Below are 18153 nucleotides of genomic sequence, written 5' to 3'. Positions count from 1 at the left end.
GGAGGAAACCACATGGGAATACTGGACGGAATCGTGGAATGGATCGCAGAACAGGTCATGAACATCCTGGATCTGATCACCACTTCAGTCCTGGGCGCCCTCGGCTGCTCCATGGACACGTTCCTGCGCTATTTTCCTGCAGCTGAAACCATGTACGATGTGTTTCTGGCACTGGCTCTTGGCCTCATCCTCTTAAACTGGGTGTGGCAGCTTTTCAAGAACTACTTCATGGGTGCCGGAATCGAAGCGGAGGATCCCCTGAAACTTTCCATCCGTTCTTTTATTTTTATCTTCCTGGCCTTTTATGCGGAAGACATCGTGAACCTGCTCCTTGGCATCGCCGGGACGCCTTATGACTGGATCTTAACGGAGGAGCTTCCCTCCCTGGATTTTGCCAGCTTCAATTCAGTCATCACCGTCATCCTGGGTGTATGCGCCAATGGAGCCGTGGCGATTATCGCCCTGATTTTAGTTTTGATTTTGGCGTGGAATTACATCAAGCTGCTCTTTGAGGCAGCGGAACGCTACATCCTTTTGGGAGTGCTGGTCTATACGGCGCCGGTTGCCTTTGCCACAGGTGCCTCCCAGTCCACCGGGAACATCTTCCATTCCTGGTGCCGGATGCTGGGCGGGCAGTTCTTCCTATTATTGATGAACGCCTGGTGCCTGCGGCTGTTTACCAGCATGGTCGGCACTTTCCTCGCAAACCCGTTATCACTCTGATGAAAGGAGGAGTCCATGAAATACAAAAAACCAATCCTCACTGCCCTGGTACTGGTTTCCTGCCTGGTTTTGTTCTGCTCCATGCCGGTCTTTGCGGCAGAGCTGACAGAAGCCCAGGTGGAGGAAGCCGTAGCAGAACAGGGAAAGGAAGCCGTGACCGGAAATGTGTTCATCTGGTTCCTCTGTGCCATTGCTTTCCTCAAGGTTTCCCAGAAGATCGACAGCTTTATGGCATCCCTGGGGATTAATGTAGGAAACACCGGCGGGAACATGATGGCGGAGCTGCTCATTGCAGGCCGGGGCCTTGCCGGAGCCTTCCATGGGCATGGTGGTGGCGGCGGATACCGCAGGGCATCCTCTCCCGGAAGCGCAGCCGTTGGCGGCAGCTTTCTCTCCGGAGGGCTTGCCGGTGCAGTGGGACGCCAGGTACAGCGGGAAGCCGTCAATGCTGCTACCCATTATTCGGAAGGCCCCAGCGTCGGGAATATGCTCTATCAGTCCTCGCTCAAGAAAGGCGGAGACTTTGCGAATAGTGTAATCAGCAATATCGCCCAGGGCAATTACGGGCAGGTCGGCTCCATCAAGGGAGAGGATGCGGCAAAAGCCTATGCCTCCTACATGGGAATCGACACCTCTGCTCCGGATGCCGCCACCTACTCGAACATGGAGATTGGCGGTGGACGGATGACCGGCGTGGAAAAAACGGATGCCGGCAGCCGGGAATTTGCCCTTTACAGTGCTGACCAATATGCGGCGCCTACCCATGGCAGCTTTGAGACGGTCCAATCCGTGGACGGCACTGCCTGGTATAAGCAGTACGCACAGGATACGGTGGAGAAAACGCCGTATGACGCTGGCAATGGAAAAGTCGCCTACAACGAATCCATTGTCCAGAAGCTCCCGCCGGCACCCCAGCGAAAGGACCGGATGTAAATGGCGGAGCAAAGCTCCGGCCTTGGGGAAGCTGTCGATGTAGGCACCAGTGCAGCCTCCCACTTACATGCCATGAAGACCGCCGCCCATCTGTCCAAGACCGTGGCGGGTGCGGCAGCCGGTCCCTTTACAGCAGCCATCAGTGCTGCCATCGCAAACCGGCATACCCTATTGAAAGCCGGAGCCGTTATCCTGGGGTTTTTACTGCTTCCCGTGCTATTCATCCTGATGCTGCCAGGGCTGATCTTCGGATCCCTGACAGAAAACACCGGGGCTTTAAACAGCAATGCCCTGATCAATGAAAATATCCAGAACGCCAGGCAGGCGATTGTTGAAGTCCTGGAAGAAAGCCATGCGGATCTTTTAGAAGAGATCAACAGTGCCATTGCCGCTCTTCCGGAGGGGTCCACCGTACAGATCGTAGATCCCTATGAGACAACCATAGCGGTCAATGCCCATCTTTTAATCTCCCAGTTCTGTGCGAGCCAGGATGATTATGAAAATATCAATATTGACAAACTCCAAAGCCTGATCCGGGAAAACAAGGACGGGCTTTTTTCTTATGATGTAGCGGAAGAAACCGTTTCTGTGGAAGTGGAGACGGAAACCGCAGAAGGGGAAACGCCTCAGACGGAAACCGTAACATTTACCCGCTATACCTATACCGTTTCCTTTGCCGGTGACGCCTATTTTGCTGACCATGTATTTTACTTGAGCGAGGAACAAAAGGAACTGGCGGAAAACTACGCCAGTAACCTGACCCTCTTCTTTGGCGCAGCCTCCGGCACGGCTATGGCGATCAACTTAAGTGATGAGGTGCTTGCCTACCGGCCACTGGTATCCGAGATTGCCGCCCGGTATGGAATGAGCGATTACGTGGAGCTGATCCTCGCCGTCATGATGCAGGAATCCGGCGGACGGGGAAGCGATCCCATGCAGGCATCGGAAAGCGGATACAATACCCGGTTCCCCAGAGGCTCCGGCACGATCACTGATCCGGAATACTCCATTGAGTGCGGCATCCAGGCGCTCCGGGACGTCCTGCAGAAAGCCGGATGCACCGGGCCGACGGACCTGGACCGGATCAAGCTGGCCCTCCAGGGCTATAATTACGGTTCCGCTTACATCGACTGGGCGATGGAACGGGATGGCGGTTATACAAAGGAAAACGCCATTGCCTACTCGGACATGATGTGTGCCCGGCCCGGCTGGAACTATTCCATCTACGGGGACAAGGAGTACGTGGATCATGTCCTGCGCTATTACCAGGTACTGAATACCGGCGGCACTTACCCGGCGAACGGGATGCAGATCCCCCTCTACATCCAGACGGAATACGGAAACATCCCTTACGGCACCGGCTCCATTGCGGACTGCGGCTGCGGGCCTACTGCCTTTGCCATGGTAGCAAGCTACCTGACTGGCAGCACCATTACTCCGGTGGATGCAGTCGCCTGGTGCGGCAATTCCTATTATAAGGCGGGGGAAGGCACCTACTGGTCCTATTTCCAGGCGGCGGCTTCTCATTTCGGATGCGGAAGCGTCACCCAGACTACGGATGCCAATGCGGTGCTGCAGGCGTTATCAGAAGGCCGTCCGGTCATCTCCTCCCAGCGTCCCGGATTATTCACGTCCGGGGGACATTTTATCGTCCTTAGTGGGCTGACTGCGGACGGGAAGGTGCTGGTAAACGATCCCAATGATAACGACTCCAAGAACTACGTGAACCGTGCATTTGACATGATGACGGAAATCCATGCGACTTCCTCGCAGTATTGGATTTTCGAGAAGAAATAGAGGAGTGCTTATGAGCAGATTAAAACTGATCCTGTCCATCCTCCTGATGCTCTTTCTCCTATTGGTCGCCATCTTTCTTCCCTCCAAGCTCCGGGAACAAAAGGAAACACCGGATCCAGAGGCGCAGGGAGAGGCCGCCACCCAGGAAGAGACAACACAGCCAGAGGAGCTGACCGAGATGGACTTTTTATCCTTTGAAGAACTGAGCCAGTTCTTCTCCTCCGCCCAGACTGCATCCCTAAAGGAGCAGTTTCCGCTATATCTTACTCTTATCGGGCGGACAGACATTACATCGGCAGAATATCTGCCGGATGAAACCGGGTATCCGGATACCACCTCAGTTGAACTGCATTTCCTCCTGTCCGATGACAGCACCCTTCCAGTGTTCTATGACACCATGACGGGTGCTTTTTCTTTTGGAGAGGAGCGGACAGTGCTGGGGACATCCGGTCAGACCTATGAGAAAACGGTAGATGATACCCTTCCTTCTGTCTCCAGCAGTGAAGTGGAGCAGCGCCAGGAAGGCGGCTATGCGGATGTGACCGCACCTGCAGAGTCTGCACCGGATACCGGGACAGAAGAAACGGGAACTACGCAAAGCGGAGCTTCCGAAAATGCTGCGGATCCCGTACAGAACACCCAGACCGGAGAGGAGGTGCTGCCATGAGCAATCCGGATGAGCAGCGGACCTCCTTTATCCCGCCAAACTTCATCGAAAAGGGCAAGATCTTAAACGGCACCTTTGACATCCGCAATGCCATTGAAGCCATTATTTTCGCCCTGCTGATCGGGATGCCGGTGGTCCACCTGCCGTTTTCCCTGACCACCCGCATCATCATCCTTTGCATGACCGCACTGCCGGCAGCCATGGTATCCCTCATCGGGATCGGCGGGGAAAGCATCACCGCTTTCCTTATGAACGCCCTGCGTTTTTTGAAAAACCGGCGGGTGGTTTACCGCTCTGACGCAATGCCGGAGCCAAAGAAGAAACGGCAGAAACAGCCCGGTACGAAAGAAGCCAAAAAGCCTGCCAAACGGGAACGGCGGAAGAAAAAAGCGAAAAAGGGCTCTTTGGAGGATTCTCCCCCTTTTGAGGGGGCCGGTCAGCAGGACGATGCACCTCCCACGAAAGAGGCGCCCCAGCAGGATCTGTCCGGCTCCCCTTCCTCCACTCCTTCTGGGAAAACAAATCGGAAAAAGAAACGGGAGCCAAAGGTACGGGAGCATAAATCCTTTGATACCTCCACCCGGCGGGGCATCCGCAGGCAGGCCAGAGAAGATATCCGGCAGTTAGCCTATGAGCAGAAATGCGCAAAGATAGCAAAGCGCCGGGAAGAGCGGGCGGAGAAGGAAAAGCTCCGTGCGGAAAAGAAACAGGCTGCACAGGACGCCCGCCTTGCTGCACGGCAGGCGAAAGCTGCCCGCAAAGCAGAAGCCCGGAAGGCAAAGCAAACACAGGAAGATAAGGCAGTACCAAAAAGTGCTTCAAAATCCAGTCAGACAGCTTCCCAATCTTCCGCCAAGAAAAAGAAACGGAAGTTACAGACCATAGAGGACTATCTTCCGATTGAAAAGATTGCCCACGGTGTCATCTACACGACAGATGGCCGGTATGTAAAGATCCTGGAAGTCGAGCCCATCAACTTCCTGCTCCGAAGTGCCAGGGAGCAGATGGGGATCATCTACAGCTTTATCAGCTACCTGAAGATCAGCCCGGTAAAGCTGCAGATCAAGATGATCTCCAAACGGGCGGACATCAACCAGCATCTGGAGAAATCCAGACAGGAGCTGGAAAATGAAACGGATCCCCGGTGCCGGGAGCTGCAGGAGGATTACCTGAAGTTTGTCCGGAACCTAAGTTCCAGGGAGGCCGTTTCCCGGCGGTTCTTCCTTGTTATGGAATATGAACCTTTTAACGTCAACCGGAAGGTGACGGAACGGGAGATCTTAGAGTCTCTTGAAACGACGGCGCAGACAGCCAAGACCTTCCTGTACCAGTGCGGCAATGAGGTGACAGAGCATGAAAATCCGGATGAGTTTACCACGGATGTTTTGTACACCCTCTTAAACCGCTCCCTTTGCGCCACCCATCCCTTACAGGAGCGCATTGCTTCCGTACTAGCACGGTACGCCAAGGAGAACCGGCCCGACGAGGACATCCGCATCAGTGAATTTCTCTCCCCGGAAACCCTGGATTTCCGGCACTCCAGCTATGTGCTGATCAACGGGGTCTACCACTCCTATCTGTACGTACCGTCATCCGGCTACAAAAGCCGGGTGGTGCCGGGGTGGCTGTCTCTTTTGGTAAACGCCGGGGAAGGCATTGACGTGGATTTTTACCTCCACCGGCAGCCAAAGGATAAGATCCAGCAGCGGCTGGGACAACAGATCCGGATCAACCGTTCCAAGATCAAGGACGCCTCGGATACCAATACCGACTATGACGACCTGGATTCCGCCATCCGCTCCGGTTATTTCTTAAAACAGGGGCTGGCGAATAATGAGGACTTCTATTACATGAGCCTTCTCATTACCGTCACAGCCTCTACTTTAGAGGAACTGCAGTGGCGGGTACAGGAGATGAAAAAGCTCCTGATCTCCCAGGACATGGACCTGAGAACCTGCTACTTTCTGCAGGAGCAGGGCTTTTTATCCACGCTGCCCCTGGCATCTCTGGATAAGAAGCTGTATCAGCTTTCCAGGCGGAACGTTTTAACCAGCGGGGCGGCAAGCTGCTATCCTTTTGTCAGCTACTCCATCTGTGATGACAACGGGATTCTATTTGGTGTCAACAAGCACAACAACAGCCTTGTCATTGCGGATATCTTTGATTCCAGGCAGTACAAAAATGCCAACGTGGCGATCCTGGGCTGCTCCGGTGCAGGGAAAACCTTTACCATGCAGCTTTTTGCCACCCGGATGCGGCGCAAGAACATCAAAGTCTTCATCATAGCGCCGCTGAAAGGGCATGAGTTCTACCGGGCCTGCAAGAATATCGGCGGGGAGTTCATCCAGATTTCCCCCGCCAGCCGGAACTGCATCAACATCATGGAGATCCGGAAAACGGATAACTCCGTCAATGAGCTGCTGGACGGTCCTTCCATGGACAACTCGGCGCTGGCCGGGAAGATCCAGAAACTGCATATCTTCTTCAGCCTGCTCATCCCGGATATGACCCATGAGGAGAGGCAGCTTCTCGATGAGGCGCTGATCAAGACCTATGCCAAAAAGGGGATCACCCACAAAAACGAGTTCCTGATCGATCCGGCTCATCCGGACCGGTATAAACCCATGCCGATCCTGGAGGATGTCTACGATATCCTGATGGAAAGCGATGACACGAAACGCATGGCCCACATCTTAAACCGGCTGGTCCACGGCTCTGCTTCCTCTTTTAACCAGGAAACCAACGTGGATCTGACCAATAAGTATACGGTGCTCGATATCTCTGAGCTGACCGGGGATCTATTGACAGTGGGCATGTTTACCGTCTTGGATTATGTCTGGGATATCGCAAAGGAGAACCGAACGGAGGAAAAAGCCATCTTCGTGGATGAGGTCTGGCAGCTCATCGGTGCGTCCAGCAACCGCCTGGCTGCGGAATTTGTCCTGGAGATCGCCAAGATCATCCGGGGATACGGCGGTTCTGCCGTCTTTGCAACGCAGGACTTAAACGACTTTTTTGCCCTGGACGACGGCAAGTACGGAAAGGGAATCATAAACAACTGCAAGACTAAACTTGTCCTGAACCTGGAAGACGAAGAGGCGCAGCGGGTGAAACAGATCCTGCATCTCTCGGAAACGGAGGTGATGAACATTACACACTTCCAGCGGGGCAATGGTCTGATCTCCACGAACAACAATAACATTACCGTGGAATTTAAGGCATCCGTTTTGGAAAAAGAGCTGATCACGACGGACCGCCAGGAACTCCTGGAGATCCTGGAACGGCACAGGCAGAAAGCCGCCGGATAAGGATGCCGAAGGAACCTTTGGGAAGTGTCTGGCGCAGGGCGGGCGCTTCCTTTTTCATTCCCTGCATCTTTTGAAAAGGAGGAGACTTATGAAACGAATCAAAACCCACGTCCTCCGCCGCTGTTTCGCTTTCCTGATGGCAGCCATCGTCCTTGCGGGGACAGCCATCACAAGCCCCGTGACAGCCCGTGCGGCGGACGGAACCCTTAATTTTCAGTTAGGTAAAACCATTTATTACGGGGACTATCTGACAACCAAGATGGCTGTGGATAACAACGGCACCGCCTACTGTGTCCAGCCTATGAAGAAAACTCCGCCGGCCGGGAGCTACCAGTATGACCTGTTGGGAAAGGACTCTGCGCTGCGCAAAGCCCTCTACTATCTGCCCGGCGGTTACGGCTATGAAGAGCGCAACATCGCAGGCACCTATCTGGGCGGCTGGTCCGAGGATGACCGCTACGTGATCGGACATCTGACTGCTTCCTATGTGTACGCCGGATATGACGCCGGAAGCGGGGCCTTCTACGGGGCGCCCCAGAACTACATTGACAAAGCAGTGGAGATTGCCAACGCCATCCAGGGCCTGCCTGCTCCGCCGGATTCCTTCCGCGCCTTTATCATCCCCTCTGACAGCCGGCAGACAGTAGCCGGATGCTGGTATGAAAAGCCCTACGGCTGGATCGAAATCCGGAAATCCACGGCAAACAGTTCCGTTTCTGACGGGAACGGCAATTACAGCTTAAAGGGCGCCCAGTACGGGATCTATCAGGGCAGCAACCTGGTAGAGACACTGACTACCGATGAGAATGGCTACGCCAAATCCGGTGATCTGGAGGTGGGCAGCTACACGCTCAAAGAGCTTTCCCCTTCTCCGGGATATGCTCTGGATACCAATACCTATGATGTGACCGTTTCTTCCAACGAGACAGCAAAAGCGGCTGTAAAGGAAATCCCCCAGAATAACCCCCTCTCCCTGGTGCTTCAGAAGCTGGATGCGGACTTAAAGGATGCCATTCCCCAGGGTGCCGCCAGCCTGAAGGATGCGGAGTTTACCGTGAAGTTCTACACCACCATCTCCGATACGGATCCGGCTGCAGACGGCAGTGAGCCTGCCCGCACCTGGGTATTCCGTACAGGAGACGATGGAAAAATTTCCTTTACGGAGGAATCCAAAGTCAGCGGGGATGACTTCTACTACGCAAGCGACGGCAAAACGCTGTGCGTGCCTCTTGGTACTGTGACCATTCAGGAGACCAAAGCACCAGCGGGCTATCAGCTCAATGATACCGTATTCGTTCTGCCGATTTCCAGCAGCGGTACAGAAGAAACAGTCTCTGCTTACCAGGCGCCGGATGTACCGGATGCTGTTATCCGGGGCGGTGTCAAAGTACAGAAACGGGATCTGGAAACCGGCAGCACCACTCCCCAGGGCGGCGCCACACTGGAAGGCGCAGAGTTCGCCATCACCTCTTTGAATGATAATCCGGTGGTCGTCGATGGGAAGACCTATCAGAAGGATGAAGTCGTCCTGACCATCAAGACCGATGCCTCCGGACTGGCATCCACTGCTGCGGACGCTCTGCCTTACGGCAGTTACCGTGTAGATGAAGTGACGCCTCCCACCGGTTATTTAGGGGAAGGCACCCTCTCCGCTGAGTTTACCATCTCTAAGAACGGGGAAATGGTAGATCTGACAGGAGAAGACAACTCCATCTCGAACCAGATCATCCGGGGCGGCGTTAAAGTGCAGAAACGTGACATCGAAACCGGGAAAGCTGCCGCTCAGGGCGGTGCTACCTTGGAAGGCGCAGAATTTACCATCACCAGCTTAAATGCCAATCCGGTGATCGTGGACGGGGAAACCTACGAAAACGGGGAAATCGTCCTGACGCTTGTGACGGATGAGAAGGGGCTGGCTTCCACTGCGAAAGATGCCCTGCCTTACGGCCATTACCGGGTGGATGAGACAAAAGCACCGGAAGGGTATCTGAACGAGGGCCGTATCTCCCTGGAATTTGACATCACGGAAGACGGCAAGATCGTGGAACTGACCGAAACCGGCTCATCCATTGAAAACCAGGTCATCCGTGGGGATCTGGAGCTTGTTAAAGTCAGTGACGGGGATCTGTCCCGTCTCGCAGGCGTACCGTTTACTATTACTTCTAAAACAACCGGCGAGAGCCATACCATCGTGACCGACCAGAATGGATACGCCAGCACATCCGCAGAGTGGAACAAACATACCTCCAATACCAACCGGGGCGAGACTGCGGAAGACGGTATCTGGTTCGGCACCTCCGAGCCGGATGACTCCAAAGGCGCCCTGATCTATGATACCTATACCATTGAAGAGCAGCGCTGTGAAGCCAATGAAGGCCGAAACCTTCTTACCTTTGATGTAGAAGTGTACCGGGATTCCGTTACCATCGACCTGGGGACGCTGACTAATGACAAGGTGGAGATTGCCACCACTGCACTGGATAAAGAAGGCGGCTCCCATATGGCAAAACCGGATGATAAGGTAACGATTGTGGACACGGTTGAGTATGAAGGGCTGAAAAAAGGTGTGGAGTACCGGGTAGTCGGCACGCTCATGAACAAAGAAACCGGGGAACCTTTTGAGATTGATGGGAAACCGGTCACGGCAGAGACGACCTTTACGGCGAAAAAATCTACCGGCAGCGTGGAAGTAGAATTTACCTTTGACGCTACGGGCCTTGGCGGAACCACCGTGGTCTGCTTCGAGGAACTGTGGCAGGATGACCTGAAAATGGCTGTTCACGCCGATATCGAGGATCAGGACCAGTCCATCTTCTTCCCGGAGATTGGTACTCAGGTGAAAGATTCCGAAACCGGCCTTCAGATGGCTCACGCAGATGAAGAGGTAACACTCATTGATACGGTGTCCTATTCCAACGTACCCGCCGGAGAAGAGCTTACCCTGCAGGGAATCCTGATGGATAAAGAAACCGGGGAAGCATTGGAGATTGACGGGGAAACCGTGACTTCTGAGCTGACCTTTACACCGGAAAGCACGGAAGGGACCGTGGATGTGGAGTTCACTTTCAACGCCACGGAAGCGGCAGGTAAGACACTGGTTGTTTTTGAGTCCCTGTATTATGGGGAGGAAGAAATCGCTTCCCACCAGGATCTCGATTCACCGGAGCAGACGCTGGTTCTGCCTTCTGTCAGCACCACTGCAGCAAATCCGGAGCTTGGAAACCAGACCGGGCTTGCAAAGGCGGAAGCATCCATTACGGATGTGGCGGAATATACGAACCTTATTGCCGAGGAAACCTTCACGATCCGCGGCACGCTGATGGATCAGGAAACCGGCGAAGAGCTGCTGATCGATGAGAAGCCCGTGACGGCTGAAGCAGAATTTACCCCGGAGGAGACTTCCGGAACCACCGAGCTGACCTTTACGTTTAACGCAGAGGCACTGGCCGGAAAAACACTGGTGGTCTTCGAGGAGATCCTTTATAAAGATCAAATCATTGCGTCCCACAGGGACATTTCCTCAGATCCGCAAAGTATCTACTTCCCGCAGATCGGCACCTCTGCCACAGACGGAGAGGACGGGGATCAGGAAATCCTGGCCGACAGTGAAGTGACCATCAAGGATACGGTTTCCTATGAAAACCTGATTCCCGGGGCATCCTATCTCTTAAAGGGTGTGCTGATGGATCAGGAAACCGGTGCAGAACTGCTTCTTGACGGCAAGCCGGTTACGGCAGAAACCACATTTACACCAGAAGAACGAAGCGGCTCTGCAGAAGTCCTCTTTACCTTCGATGGCAGCTCCCTTGCCGGGAAGTCCCTGGTTGTCTTTGAAACCCTCTACTACGTGGATGGGGACGGGACCCAGCGGGAGATCTGCTCTCACAAGGATATTGACGATGCGGGACAGACCGTGCATCTTAGCGAAAATCCTCCGGAAGTACCGGAAGAACCGACGGAAACACCTTCCGTTTCTAATCCGGTCAAAACCGGGGATGATGCACCCATCCTTCTTTACCTTGGCATCGGGGCAGGCGCTCTTGTCCTTGCCGGGGCACTGACCGTCCTGTATCTGCGCAGGCGGAAACAGAAGGAAAACAAGTAACATGAACTCTGACAGGCGGTTCCTTTGACTGGGCCGCCTGTTTCTATGGAAGGTGACAGATATGGAACGAACCCATTGTACGGCGGATGCCAAGCATATCCGCCATTTCCTGGACTGCTGTGAAGGGAACTGGCACCAGTGCGTATATGTGCGCTGCGTTTCCTGCAAAACTCCGGGATACTGCAGGCAGCCGGACTTTTTGTACCATCCGGATCCGGAGGGGAAACCCTGTATCCTCCCCATGAGGGATGCCAGATTGCTTTTCGCCCGGTTTCCGGAGCCCACCGAGTGCGCCGGCGCATTGACCATGGAGCAGTTTCACTCCCTGTACCGGCCCTATCTGGAGAAAGAGGGGCTGCTTGAGGCCCCCTGTCTTCCGGAAGCGATGCTGCGTCTCCAGGAGGCAGCCTGCTATGACTGGTAAAGTTGCGTTTTCCGGAGCTTCTACGTATGGGATAAGTAAGAAAATGAAAGGAGGAGCATCATATGAGTTATCTGATTCTGATCATCTGCTGGATCGACAGGGCATTTACCACCCTGATTTTTCTCCCCATGCTGTATATCCTGTACCGGAAGTTCCGCCCCACAAAGCCCTGGACGCCCCGCACCATGCGGCTGTACCTGGTCTGCAAGGTTCTGGTGATCCTGTTTCTGGTGCGTATCTTCTGCGCCGGATTCATCTTCACACCGGTCAACTATGAGCGCTTCACGGACAGCGGCCTGTTTCCACTGATCAAGGCCATTTTTTACTCTGACTGGCCGTAAAAATGGTGAAACGTGCCATTTGGTCCGGATCTGGGACCAGTTTCGGTGTTCATCCTATGGGCATCTGTCACCTTTATCCTTACACTATAAGTAAGCAATACGTAGAGAATGATAAATGTATGCCGTACTTATGCCATACGTATGAAATTGAGGTGAACAGACTATGAAACAGAAGAAAATCATCCGCTGCCCATACTGCGGCGGCACTGCCATCCTTCGGGACGCTTCCTTCGTCTACGGGGAAAAGTCCTACGGCGGCAAGGTTTATGTATGCAGCAATTATCCCAGGTGCGACGCCTATGTGGGAGTCCATCCCGGAACCCGGATCCCCAAAGGCACACTGGCAGACCAGGAACTTCGGAAGAAACGGATGCTGGCACATCAGATCTTTGACCAGATCTGGCTGAGGGGAATCTTGAGCCGTCCCGACGCCTATCACTGGCTGGCAGACAAGTTCTGCCTCTCCGATGAGCAGGCACACATCGGGATGTTCGGGAACTATATGTGTGACCAGGTGATCCGGGAGTCCAAAAAACTTCTGGCAAACCAGCGCCCCCGCCTTCAGGCGGCAGGCTGAAGGGAGGGAAATGCGATGGTAAAGCCCATGACACCCGCCCAGAAGCAGCTGGCGGAAGATCATATGGATCTGGTCCCAAAGATCATCCGCTCAATGACAAACGGAAGCCCTTTAACCAGCGAGCAGCGGCAGGAACTTTGCCAGATCGGATACCTGGCCCTGTGCCGGGCAGCCGTCTCCTGCGGGGAAGGGTTCCCCTTCACTCCATACGCTGCAGCTGCTATCCGCAATGCCATTTATGACTCCTGGCGTCACGAAATCCGGGGAAAAGATCTTTTCTGCCCGCTGCAGGAAGATCTGCTGGATGCTATGCCGGCCCTGCAGATTGGCCAGGAGCAGGAAGCAATGCCGGATGCAGCGCCCCTGGCGCTGAAGGATACGGCGGCAGGTGCTTATCTGGAGACGCTCAAAGCCTCCCAGTGCAGCACCATCCAAAAAGGCATTGAGGCCCTCTGCTTCCAGCTTGAGGGTTACTCGGCCAAGGAGCTGTCCGCTCACTACCAGGTGCCTTCCAACCATATCCGGGCCTGGCAGAGCAAAGCCCGCAGATTTTTACAGCAGGATGCAGCGCTGTGCGCTCTGTTATCCTGAACGATAAAGGAGGAACTTTTATGCTTACGCTCTATACCGCTGTCGGCAGTCTTCAGTTTGTAAATGTGAACGGGAAACCGGTCCCCCATGTGATCAACAACCAGAAGGAATACGGGATGTCCAAAGAGGAGCTTCTGGTGTGGAGCTGCCTGGCCTTCCAGATCCTGACCTACCCGGAACTGGAGCGTCTGTTTGAAAAGAGCTGTGCAGACTCCGGCCAGTCCATTTCCCTGCCGCTGTCCCATTACCTGAACCGTCTGCTCCTGCGGGGGCTTCTGGTAAAAGGGATGGGGGTAAGCGCCGTGGATGCCCTGTACCGGCTTTTGGGGACGCTGACCATCACGCCCGTTGAGGACCGTTTTCTTCCCCGGCTTGCCAGCGTATTCCTGCTCTACACCAAAAGGCAGGTACGTCTGAAAGATATCCCCCGGCTCCTGCGTAAGACAAAATGTACGCCCACGGAGCGGGAAGTCCTGGCTCTTGCCGGGAAAGCGTCTCTGTCCACGGCAGAGCTGCTGCTCAGTATGGAGCGGGGCGTCCTGATCCGGAAGGAAGAGGATATCCTGGAAAAGCTCTACACCTCGCCGGAAGACACCTGCAGCACCCTTACGGATACCGTGCAGATCACCCACGCCCAGTATCCCATCCTGCAAGCGGTCAGCAACCTGTACCTGAACCAGAAGATCCTGTTCCAGAAGATTTAATCCGAAAGGAGAACCCTATGCCGAAACCATTATTCACCCGGCTGGCTGCCATCTGTGCAGTCGGCCTTTTCTGTGTCCTGTTTGGAGGCGTTTATGCCCTGTCTCAGAAGGATACCATCCTGCTGGTCATGAGCCTGCTTCTTGGAGTGTGCTGCATCATCCGCTTCCTTCTTTTATATCATACCATCAAGACGGAGAATTACCTGATCCTGGAAGGCACCTGTGTTAAGCGGGAGAAATCGCCCCTCACTCGAAACCAGCAGATGCTGTTCCGTACTACGGACGGAAAAGAATACCGCTTCAGCCTGGAAAAAAATACCCGGCTTCTGGCTGGTCACAGCTATCGGCTTTATTTTAAAAGAGAATTCGCGCTGGAAGAAAATCCAGGAAGAGCACTTCACGATCCGGCGCTGATCGGTTACGAAGAACTGATAGAAGTAGCTGCAGAAGAATAAAGAATGTCCTGTACAACTGGGATCAATCCGGTGTACAGGACACTTTTTAGCGTGATAAACTATCTTTTTTTATAGGTGAAGATAATCCCGATAATAGAAGCAATAAGGGCGAATGGCGCCAGTCTTACGAACAAAAATTCAACGCCATGCAGGATGGTCCCTGCAACTGCCAGCTCCGGATCATTGTAATCCCAATTCAAATATTCGCTCTGCATAGCTGCAAAAGCAAGAAATACAACTATGATAACCGCACACAACGCAAAAAGCAGATAGCGGATCGTCCGAATCCTCGTCTCACTTCTTTTGGCAAATTGAAGATTGATTCTTTCCAGTTTCTCAGAAAGACTCTTGAGATCCAACTCATTCACACAAGGCTCCTGTACGGTTTCGCCTAAGAGTATACTTACTGAAGTATCCAGTTCGTCTGCTAACGAAATGAGCAGATTGGAGTCAGGAACCGATAGACCTTTTTCCCATTTCGATACCGTCTGCCTTACTACATTCAGCTTTATGGCAAGTTCTTCTTGCGATAATCCTTTTGCTTTTCGTAGATTTTTAATATTTTCATTCAGCATAACCTGTGCCTCCTTTGTTTTGATACAACTATTAAATATCAAAAGCACCGTTGCCACAAGCAACACAAATTAACATTTCCATTATTACTACGAATGTTAATCTGTTGACACCTTAAATATACCAAATAAGTATTCTTCCTGCTACACTTTAAGATAAAGGAATCGCAGACAACGAATAAGCTTCTTGCTTTTGTGATAAAATTATGATAAAATAACGCCATAAAGGAGGCGATACTATGCTGAATATTCGGCCTGTTTCAGATCTGCGCAATCGCTTTTCTGAAGTTGAAGAAGATGTCCTGTCCAAAGGCGAACCGGTTTTTCTTACCAAAAACGGCTATGGTTCTATGGTTCTGCTCAGCCTGGAGCAATACGAAGAACTGACGAATGATGTGGAGCTGGCGCTGGATGAAGCGGACCGTGCCGCTGACCTTTCTGATACACGCTATTCTGCCGACGAGGTTTTTGGTCGGGTGAGGAGGCGCATCCGTGAACGAAAAGCATTATGACCTGCGGTTTCTTCCTCTATTTGAAGATGACCTCAATGAAATCGTAGACTATATTACCTATCGGCTGAGAAATCCCGCTGCAGCAGAACGACTGGTGGACGATGTGGAAGCAGCCATTTTAGAAAGGCTTCCCTGTGCGGAATCCTTCGAGCCTTTTCACTCGGCAAGAGAACGTCAATATCCATATTATCGCATCCAGGTGCGGAACTTCACCGTTTTCTATGTGGTGATTGGAAACATTATGGAAGTACGACGGATCTTGTATAACCGCCGGAATTGGAAAGAACAACTTTAAGATCAGTACCCCGATCTTCTCATTCCATGAGACAGACCGGGGTACTTGGCTTTACAGTCTCCTTTTTCAGGGACTCATTCCCCTGGAACATCCACAAACTTGTATCCGACTCCCCACACAGTCTGAATATATTCTTTTGTTGTTACCTCCCGCAGCTTCTGGCGGATATTCCTGATGATACAGAATACAGCGCTGCTTACATCCACAGGCTCCTCCTTCCAGACTGCCCGATAGATCTGCTCTTTCGTATAGACTCTCCCTGGCTGACTGGCAAGATACGCCAGGGTGTGAAATTCGTAATTCTCTGTCAGAGAAATTTCTTGCCCCTGATACGATACCTGGTGGCGGAGTGAGTCAATACAGAGTCCGGAATACTCAAGAATTGGATCTGCATCCGGCAATGCCTGACCTCCATCCAGCCTTGCCAGGATCTGTTCCTTCACCAGACCGGAACTTTCTGTCGTGCGAAGTACCAGCTCAATCATACCTGTTTCGTACCGCCTTTCCCGCTACCTGAAATGTTACGGATATCAGCTCCTTTTTCCCGCTTCTGGAAATCTTCACATCATATCCCACAGATTGCAGATACTGAAGCGCCAGCAACCTGCTTGTTCCCAGCCTTTCACTGTCTGCCTTTCTTTCCGTTTCTCCTGTACCGTCTGTTGCTGTGAAGGACAGTGTTTGGTCTTTTCCTGAGAAAAGGACCTGTACCGGATGTATCTCGCATACCAATACATAGAAAAGCGCACAGATGGCTGCCTGTACCTGGCAGGTACACAAAATCTCTTTATCCTCTGCGATTTCCCGAAAATCCATTTTTACGGGAATCTTTTCTTTGCGAAGCTCTGTTTCCATTTCCTCAAAGATCTCTAGGCACATCAACAGGAGATTCTTATGCTGCGTCTCTGTTTTCCACTGGGAAAAAGGCGTCTTATTTAATGTAAGCCAGTTTTCGATTAGATAACTTTTCTCTACTTTCCTGCCATCTTTCTCAGTCTTCATTGTTTATCCCCTCCTCCTGCCTGCATGGATCATTCCGGCTCCCTTTCTTTAAATCCCCATTCCTCAAAATCAGTATCTTCCGTTTCCTGCCTGGAGCCGTCTACTTCTTCAGACACAGCCTCTATTGGCCCGTTAAGCATGGGAGACGATGCTTCCGGCTGTAAATCCAGCTTTTGCGCAGCAACTCTCGGAAGCACATATCCGCAAAAGATCAGGATTGCTGAAAGCGCAAAATACTGCACACAACTGGATAAATAAAGATTCACGATTGCCAGTTCATTTCCGGCTACGGGAACGCCCTGCTCCAACTGCAGGGAAATATTCTTGTGGCAGGCGGCCAATGCCGATACCGCTGTAACTAGCAGGATCAGTGCGAGGATGTAAAACACTGCAGAAAGCATTTTTCCCTTATGGATGGATCCAGGGGATGAAATCCGTCTCATTACCTTCCCCTCCTTCCATTCCGTGCCTTCGGTGTGTCCGATATCCGGTCCAGAACCTGGAGTTCTCCCCGTTTCAGCCTGCATATCACATCTGCCTGCTTCGCCAGCTCATTCGAGTGTGTAACTACGACCACACACTTATTCATCTTGTGGGCGCTTTCTTTGAGGATCTCCGTAATATCCCGTGCCGTATCCTCATCCAGATTTCCGGTAGGCTCATCGGCAAGGATGACCGGCGCCTCACTGGCCAGAGCCCTTGCGATAGCCACACGCTGCTGCTGGCCGCCGGAGAGCTTCAGCACGTTGCGCTTTGCCTCTTCTTTTGTCAGCCCCAGCCGCTCCAGGATAGGAAGCGGCGGCAGCTTAGAGGTAAGCGCTACATTCTCCTTTGGATTCAGATAGTCGATCAGGTTGTATGCCTGGAAAATGAAAGACACATGATTCTTCCGGTGGTCAGAAAGCCCTGTCTTCGCAATATCCTGGTCCTCGAATAAGATCTGCCCGCTGGTCGGGCTGTCCAGGCCGCCGATCAGAGATAGGAGTGTAGTCTTCCCACAGCCGGACGGGCCAAGGATTGCATAGAGTTTTCCCTGTTCCATCTGGACATTTATGCCACGTAATACTTTTCTTCGGTTGTCATAGGTATACCCTACGTTTTTTACTTCCATGATACTCATACTGTTTACCTCGTTTCTTATCTATTT

Annotated in this window: 19 protein-coding genes; 14 read left to right on the top strand and 5 right to left on the bottom strand. The window is 52.7% G+C overall.

Annotated elements, in window-relative coordinates; genetic code table 11:
- Positions 1-12: 12 nt before the first annotated feature.
- From JMF81_RS12620 to JMF81_RS12565, 12 genes are all read left to right on the top strand, one after another.
- The gene (locus JMF81_RS12620) at positions 13-723 is read left to right on the top strand and encodes a hypothetical protein (RefSeq protein WP_087162270.1); all 711 of its coding nucleotides are present in this window, start codon (positions 13-15) and stop codon (positions 721-723) included.
- A gap of 15 nt (positions 724-738) precedes the next feature.
- Complete coding sequence (locus JMF81_RS12615; RefSeq protein WP_201311802.1) at positions 739-1656, top strand: hypothetical protein; 918 nt, start codon at positions 739-741, stop codon at positions 1654-1656.
- Positions 1657-1728: 72 nt separating this feature from the next.
- Positions 1729-3453, top strand: coding sequence for a lysozyme family protein (locus JMF81_RS12610; protein WP_330611525.1), 1725 nt, complete (start codon positions 1729-1731; stop codon positions 3451-3453).
- Positions 3454-3463: 10 nt separating this feature from the next.
- Entirely contained in the window at positions 3464-4120 is a 657-nt protein-coding gene (locus JMF81_RS12605; RefSeq protein ID WP_201311800.1) for a DUF5038 domain-containing protein, read from the top strand.
- A complete protein-coding gene (locus JMF81_RS12600; protein ID WP_201311799.1) occupies positions 4117-7428 on the top strand; it encodes a TraG/VirB4 family ATPase in 3312 nt (1103 codons plus the stop codon). The genes JMF81_RS12605 and JMF81_RS12600 overlap by 4 nt, the downstream gene beginning before the upstream one ends.
- 88 nt (positions 7429-7516) lie before the next feature.
- A complete protein-coding gene (locus JMF81_RS12595) occupies positions 7517-11533 on the top strand; it encodes a VaFE repeat-containing surface-anchored protein (RefSeq protein WP_201311798.1) in 4017 nt (1338 codons plus the stop codon).
- A gap of 61 nt (positions 11534-11594) precedes the next feature.
- Positions 11595-11957 (top strand): hypothetical protein, encoded by a 363-nt coding sequence (locus JMF81_RS12590; RefSeq protein WP_201311797.1) that lies wholly within the window; start codon positions 11595-11597, stop codon positions 11955-11957.
- A gap of 62 nt (positions 11958-12019) precedes the next feature.
- On the top strand, positions 12020-12298 hold the full coding sequence (locus JMF81_RS12585) for a hypothetical protein (protein ID WP_054352595.1): 279 nt from the start codon (positions 12020-12022) through the stop codon (positions 12296-12298).
- Positions 12299-12461: 163 nt separating this feature from the next.
- Complete coding sequence (locus JMF81_RS12580; protein ID WP_087202361.1) at positions 12462-12875, top strand: DUF3268 family zinc-finger domain-containing protein; 414 nt, start codon at positions 12462-12464, stop codon at positions 12873-12875.
- Positions 12876-12890: 15 nt separating this feature from the next.
- The gene (locus JMF81_RS12575; protein WP_087162279.1) at positions 12891-13466 is read left to right on the top strand and encodes a sigma-70 family RNA polymerase sigma factor; all 576 of its coding nucleotides are present in this window, start codon (positions 12891-12893) and stop codon (positions 13464-13466) included.
- 20 nt (positions 13467-13486) lie between these two features.
- On the top strand, positions 13487-14170 hold the full coding sequence (locus JMF81_RS12570) for a cell division protein (RefSeq protein WP_201311796.1): 684 nt from the start codon (positions 13487-13489) through the stop codon (positions 14168-14170).
- 17 nt (positions 14171-14187) lie between these two features.
- Positions 14188-14625, top strand: coding sequence for a hypothetical protein (locus JMF81_RS12565; protein WP_201311795.1), 438 nt, complete (start codon positions 14188-14190; stop codon positions 14623-14625).
- 59 nt (positions 14626-14684) lie between these two features.
- Here JMF81_RS12565 and JMF81_RS12560 read toward each other — a convergent pair whose 3' ends face one another.
- Positions 14685-15200, bottom strand: a complete 516-nt coding sequence (locus JMF81_RS12560) for a helix-turn-helix domain-containing protein (RefSeq protein ID WP_201311794.1) — start codon at positions 15198-15200, stop codon at positions 14685-14687.
- Between the two features lie 236 nt (positions 15201-15436).
- Between JMF81_RS12560 and JMF81_RS12555 the strand changes: the two genes are divergently transcribed.
- A complete protein-coding gene (locus JMF81_RS12555) occupies positions 15437-15709 on the top strand; it encodes a type II toxin-antitoxin system Phd/YefM family antitoxin (RefSeq protein WP_015573205.1) in 273 nt (90 codons plus the stop codon).
- Positions 15690-16004, top strand: a complete 315-nt coding sequence (locus JMF81_RS12550) for a type II toxin-antitoxin system RelE/ParE family toxin (protein WP_087202351.1) — start codon at positions 15690-15692, stop codon at positions 16002-16004. The genes JMF81_RS12555 and JMF81_RS12550 overlap by 20 nt, the downstream gene beginning before the upstream one ends.
- 74 nt (positions 16005-16078) lie before the next feature.
- Here JMF81_RS12550 and JMF81_RS12545 read toward each other — a convergent pair whose 3' ends face one another.
- From JMF81_RS12545 to JMF81_RS12530, 4 genes are read right to left on the bottom strand one after another with little or no spacing between them, the layout of a single operon-like run.
- Entirely contained in the window at positions 16079-16489 is a 411-nt protein-coding gene (locus JMF81_RS12545; protein ID WP_201311793.1) for a winged helix-turn-helix domain-containing protein, read from the bottom strand.
- Positions 16482-17006: a hypothetical protein gene (locus tag JMF81_RS12540; RefSeq protein ID WP_201311792.1), complete on the bottom strand. Its 525-nt coding sequence runs from the start codon at positions 17004-17006 to the stop codon at positions 16482-16484. The genes JMF81_RS12545 and JMF81_RS12540 overlap by 8 nt, the downstream gene beginning before the upstream one ends.
- Before the next feature lie 29 nt (positions 17007-17035).
- Positions 17036-17449 (bottom strand): hypothetical protein, encoded by a 414-nt coding sequence (locus JMF81_RS12535; RefSeq protein ID WP_201311791.1) that lies wholly within the window; start codon positions 17447-17449, stop codon positions 17036-17038.
- A complete protein-coding gene (locus JMF81_RS12530; protein ID WP_087162298.1) occupies positions 17449-18126 on the bottom strand; it encodes an ABC transporter ATP-binding protein in 678 nt (225 codons plus the stop codon). Before JMF81_RS12530 ends, JMF81_RS12535 begins: the two co-directional genes overlap by 1 nt.
- Positions 18127-18153 lie beyond the last annotated feature (27 nt).

Source organism: Anaerostipes butyraticus (assembly GCF_016586355.1).
Taxonomy (GTDB): Bacteria; Bacillota; Clostridia; order Lachnospirales; family Lachnospiraceae; genus Anaerostipes; species Anaerostipes butyraticus.
The sequence above is the reverse complement of the archived record's forward strand: the minus strand, read 5'-3'. Positions and strand labels throughout refer to the sequence as shown.

Bases quoted from the DNA above. Each gene is read 5' to 3' on its own strand.
- JMF81_RS12620 (WP_087162270.1), top strand. From the start codon at position 13: ATGGGAATACTGGACGGAATCGTGGAATGGATCGCAGAACAGGTCATG.
- JMF81_RS12615 (WP_201311802.1), top strand. From the start codon at position 739: ATGAAATACAAAAAACCAATCCTCACTGCCCTGGTACTGGTTTCCTGC.
- JMF81_RS12610 (WP_330611525.1), top strand. From the start codon at position 1,729: ATGAAGACCGCCGCCCATCTGTCCAAGACCGTGGCGGGTGCGGCAGCC.
- JMF81_RS12605 (WP_201311800.1), top strand. From the start codon at position 3,464: ATGAGCAGATTAAAACTGATCCTGTCCATCCTCCTGATGCTCTTTCTC.
- JMF81_RS12600 (WP_201311799.1), top strand. From the start codon at position 4,117: ATGAGCAATCCGGATGAGCAGCGGACCTCCTTTATCCCGCCAAACTTC.
- JMF81_RS12595 (WP_201311798.1), top strand. From the start codon at position 7,517: ATGAAACGAATCAAAACCCACGTCCTCCGCCGCTGTTTCGCTTTCCTG.
- JMF81_RS12590 (WP_201311797.1), top strand. From the start codon at position 11,595: ATGGAACGAACCCATTGTACGGCGGATGCCAAGCATATCCGCCATTTC.
- JMF81_RS12585 (WP_054352595.1), top strand. From the start codon at position 12,020: ATGAGTTATCTGATTCTGATCATCTGCTGGATCGACAGGGCATTTACC.
- JMF81_RS12580 (WP_087202361.1), top strand. From the start codon at position 12,462: ATGAAACAGAAGAAAATCATCCGCTGCCCATACTGCGGCGGCACTGCC.
- JMF81_RS12575 (WP_087162279.1), top strand. From the start codon at position 12,891: ATGGTAAAGCCCATGACACCCGCCCAGAAGCAGCTGGCGGAAGATCAT.
- JMF81_RS12570 (WP_201311796.1), top strand. From the start codon at position 13,487: ATGCTTACGCTCTATACCGCTGTCGGCAGTCTTCAGTTTGTAAATGTG.
- JMF81_RS12565 (WP_201311795.1), top strand. From the start codon at position 14,188: ATGCCGAAACCATTATTCACCCGGCTGGCTGCCATCTGTGCAGTCGGC.
- JMF81_RS12560 (WP_201311794.1), bottom strand. From the start codon at position 15,200: ATGCTGAATGAAAATATTAAAAATCTACGAAAAGCAAAAGGATTATCG.
- JMF81_RS12555 (WP_015573205.1), top strand. From the start codon at position 15,437: ATGCTGAATATTCGGCCTGTTTCAGATCTGCGCAATCGCTTTTCTGAA.
- JMF81_RS12545 (WP_201311793.1), bottom strand. From the start codon at position 16,489: ATGATTGAGCTGGTACTTCGCACGACAGAAAGTTCCGGTCTGGTGAAG.
- JMF81_RS12540 (WP_201311792.1), bottom strand. From the start codon at position 17,006: ATGAAGACTGAGAAAGATGGCAGGAAAGTAGAGAAAAGTTATCTAATC.
- JMF81_RS12535 (WP_201311791.1), bottom strand. From the start codon at position 17,449: ATGAGACGGATTTCATCCCCTGGATCCATCCATAAGGGAAAAATGCTT.
- JMF81_RS12530 (WP_087162298.1), bottom strand. From the start codon at position 18,126: ATGAGTATCATGGAAGTAAAAAACGTAGGGTATACCTATGACAACCGA.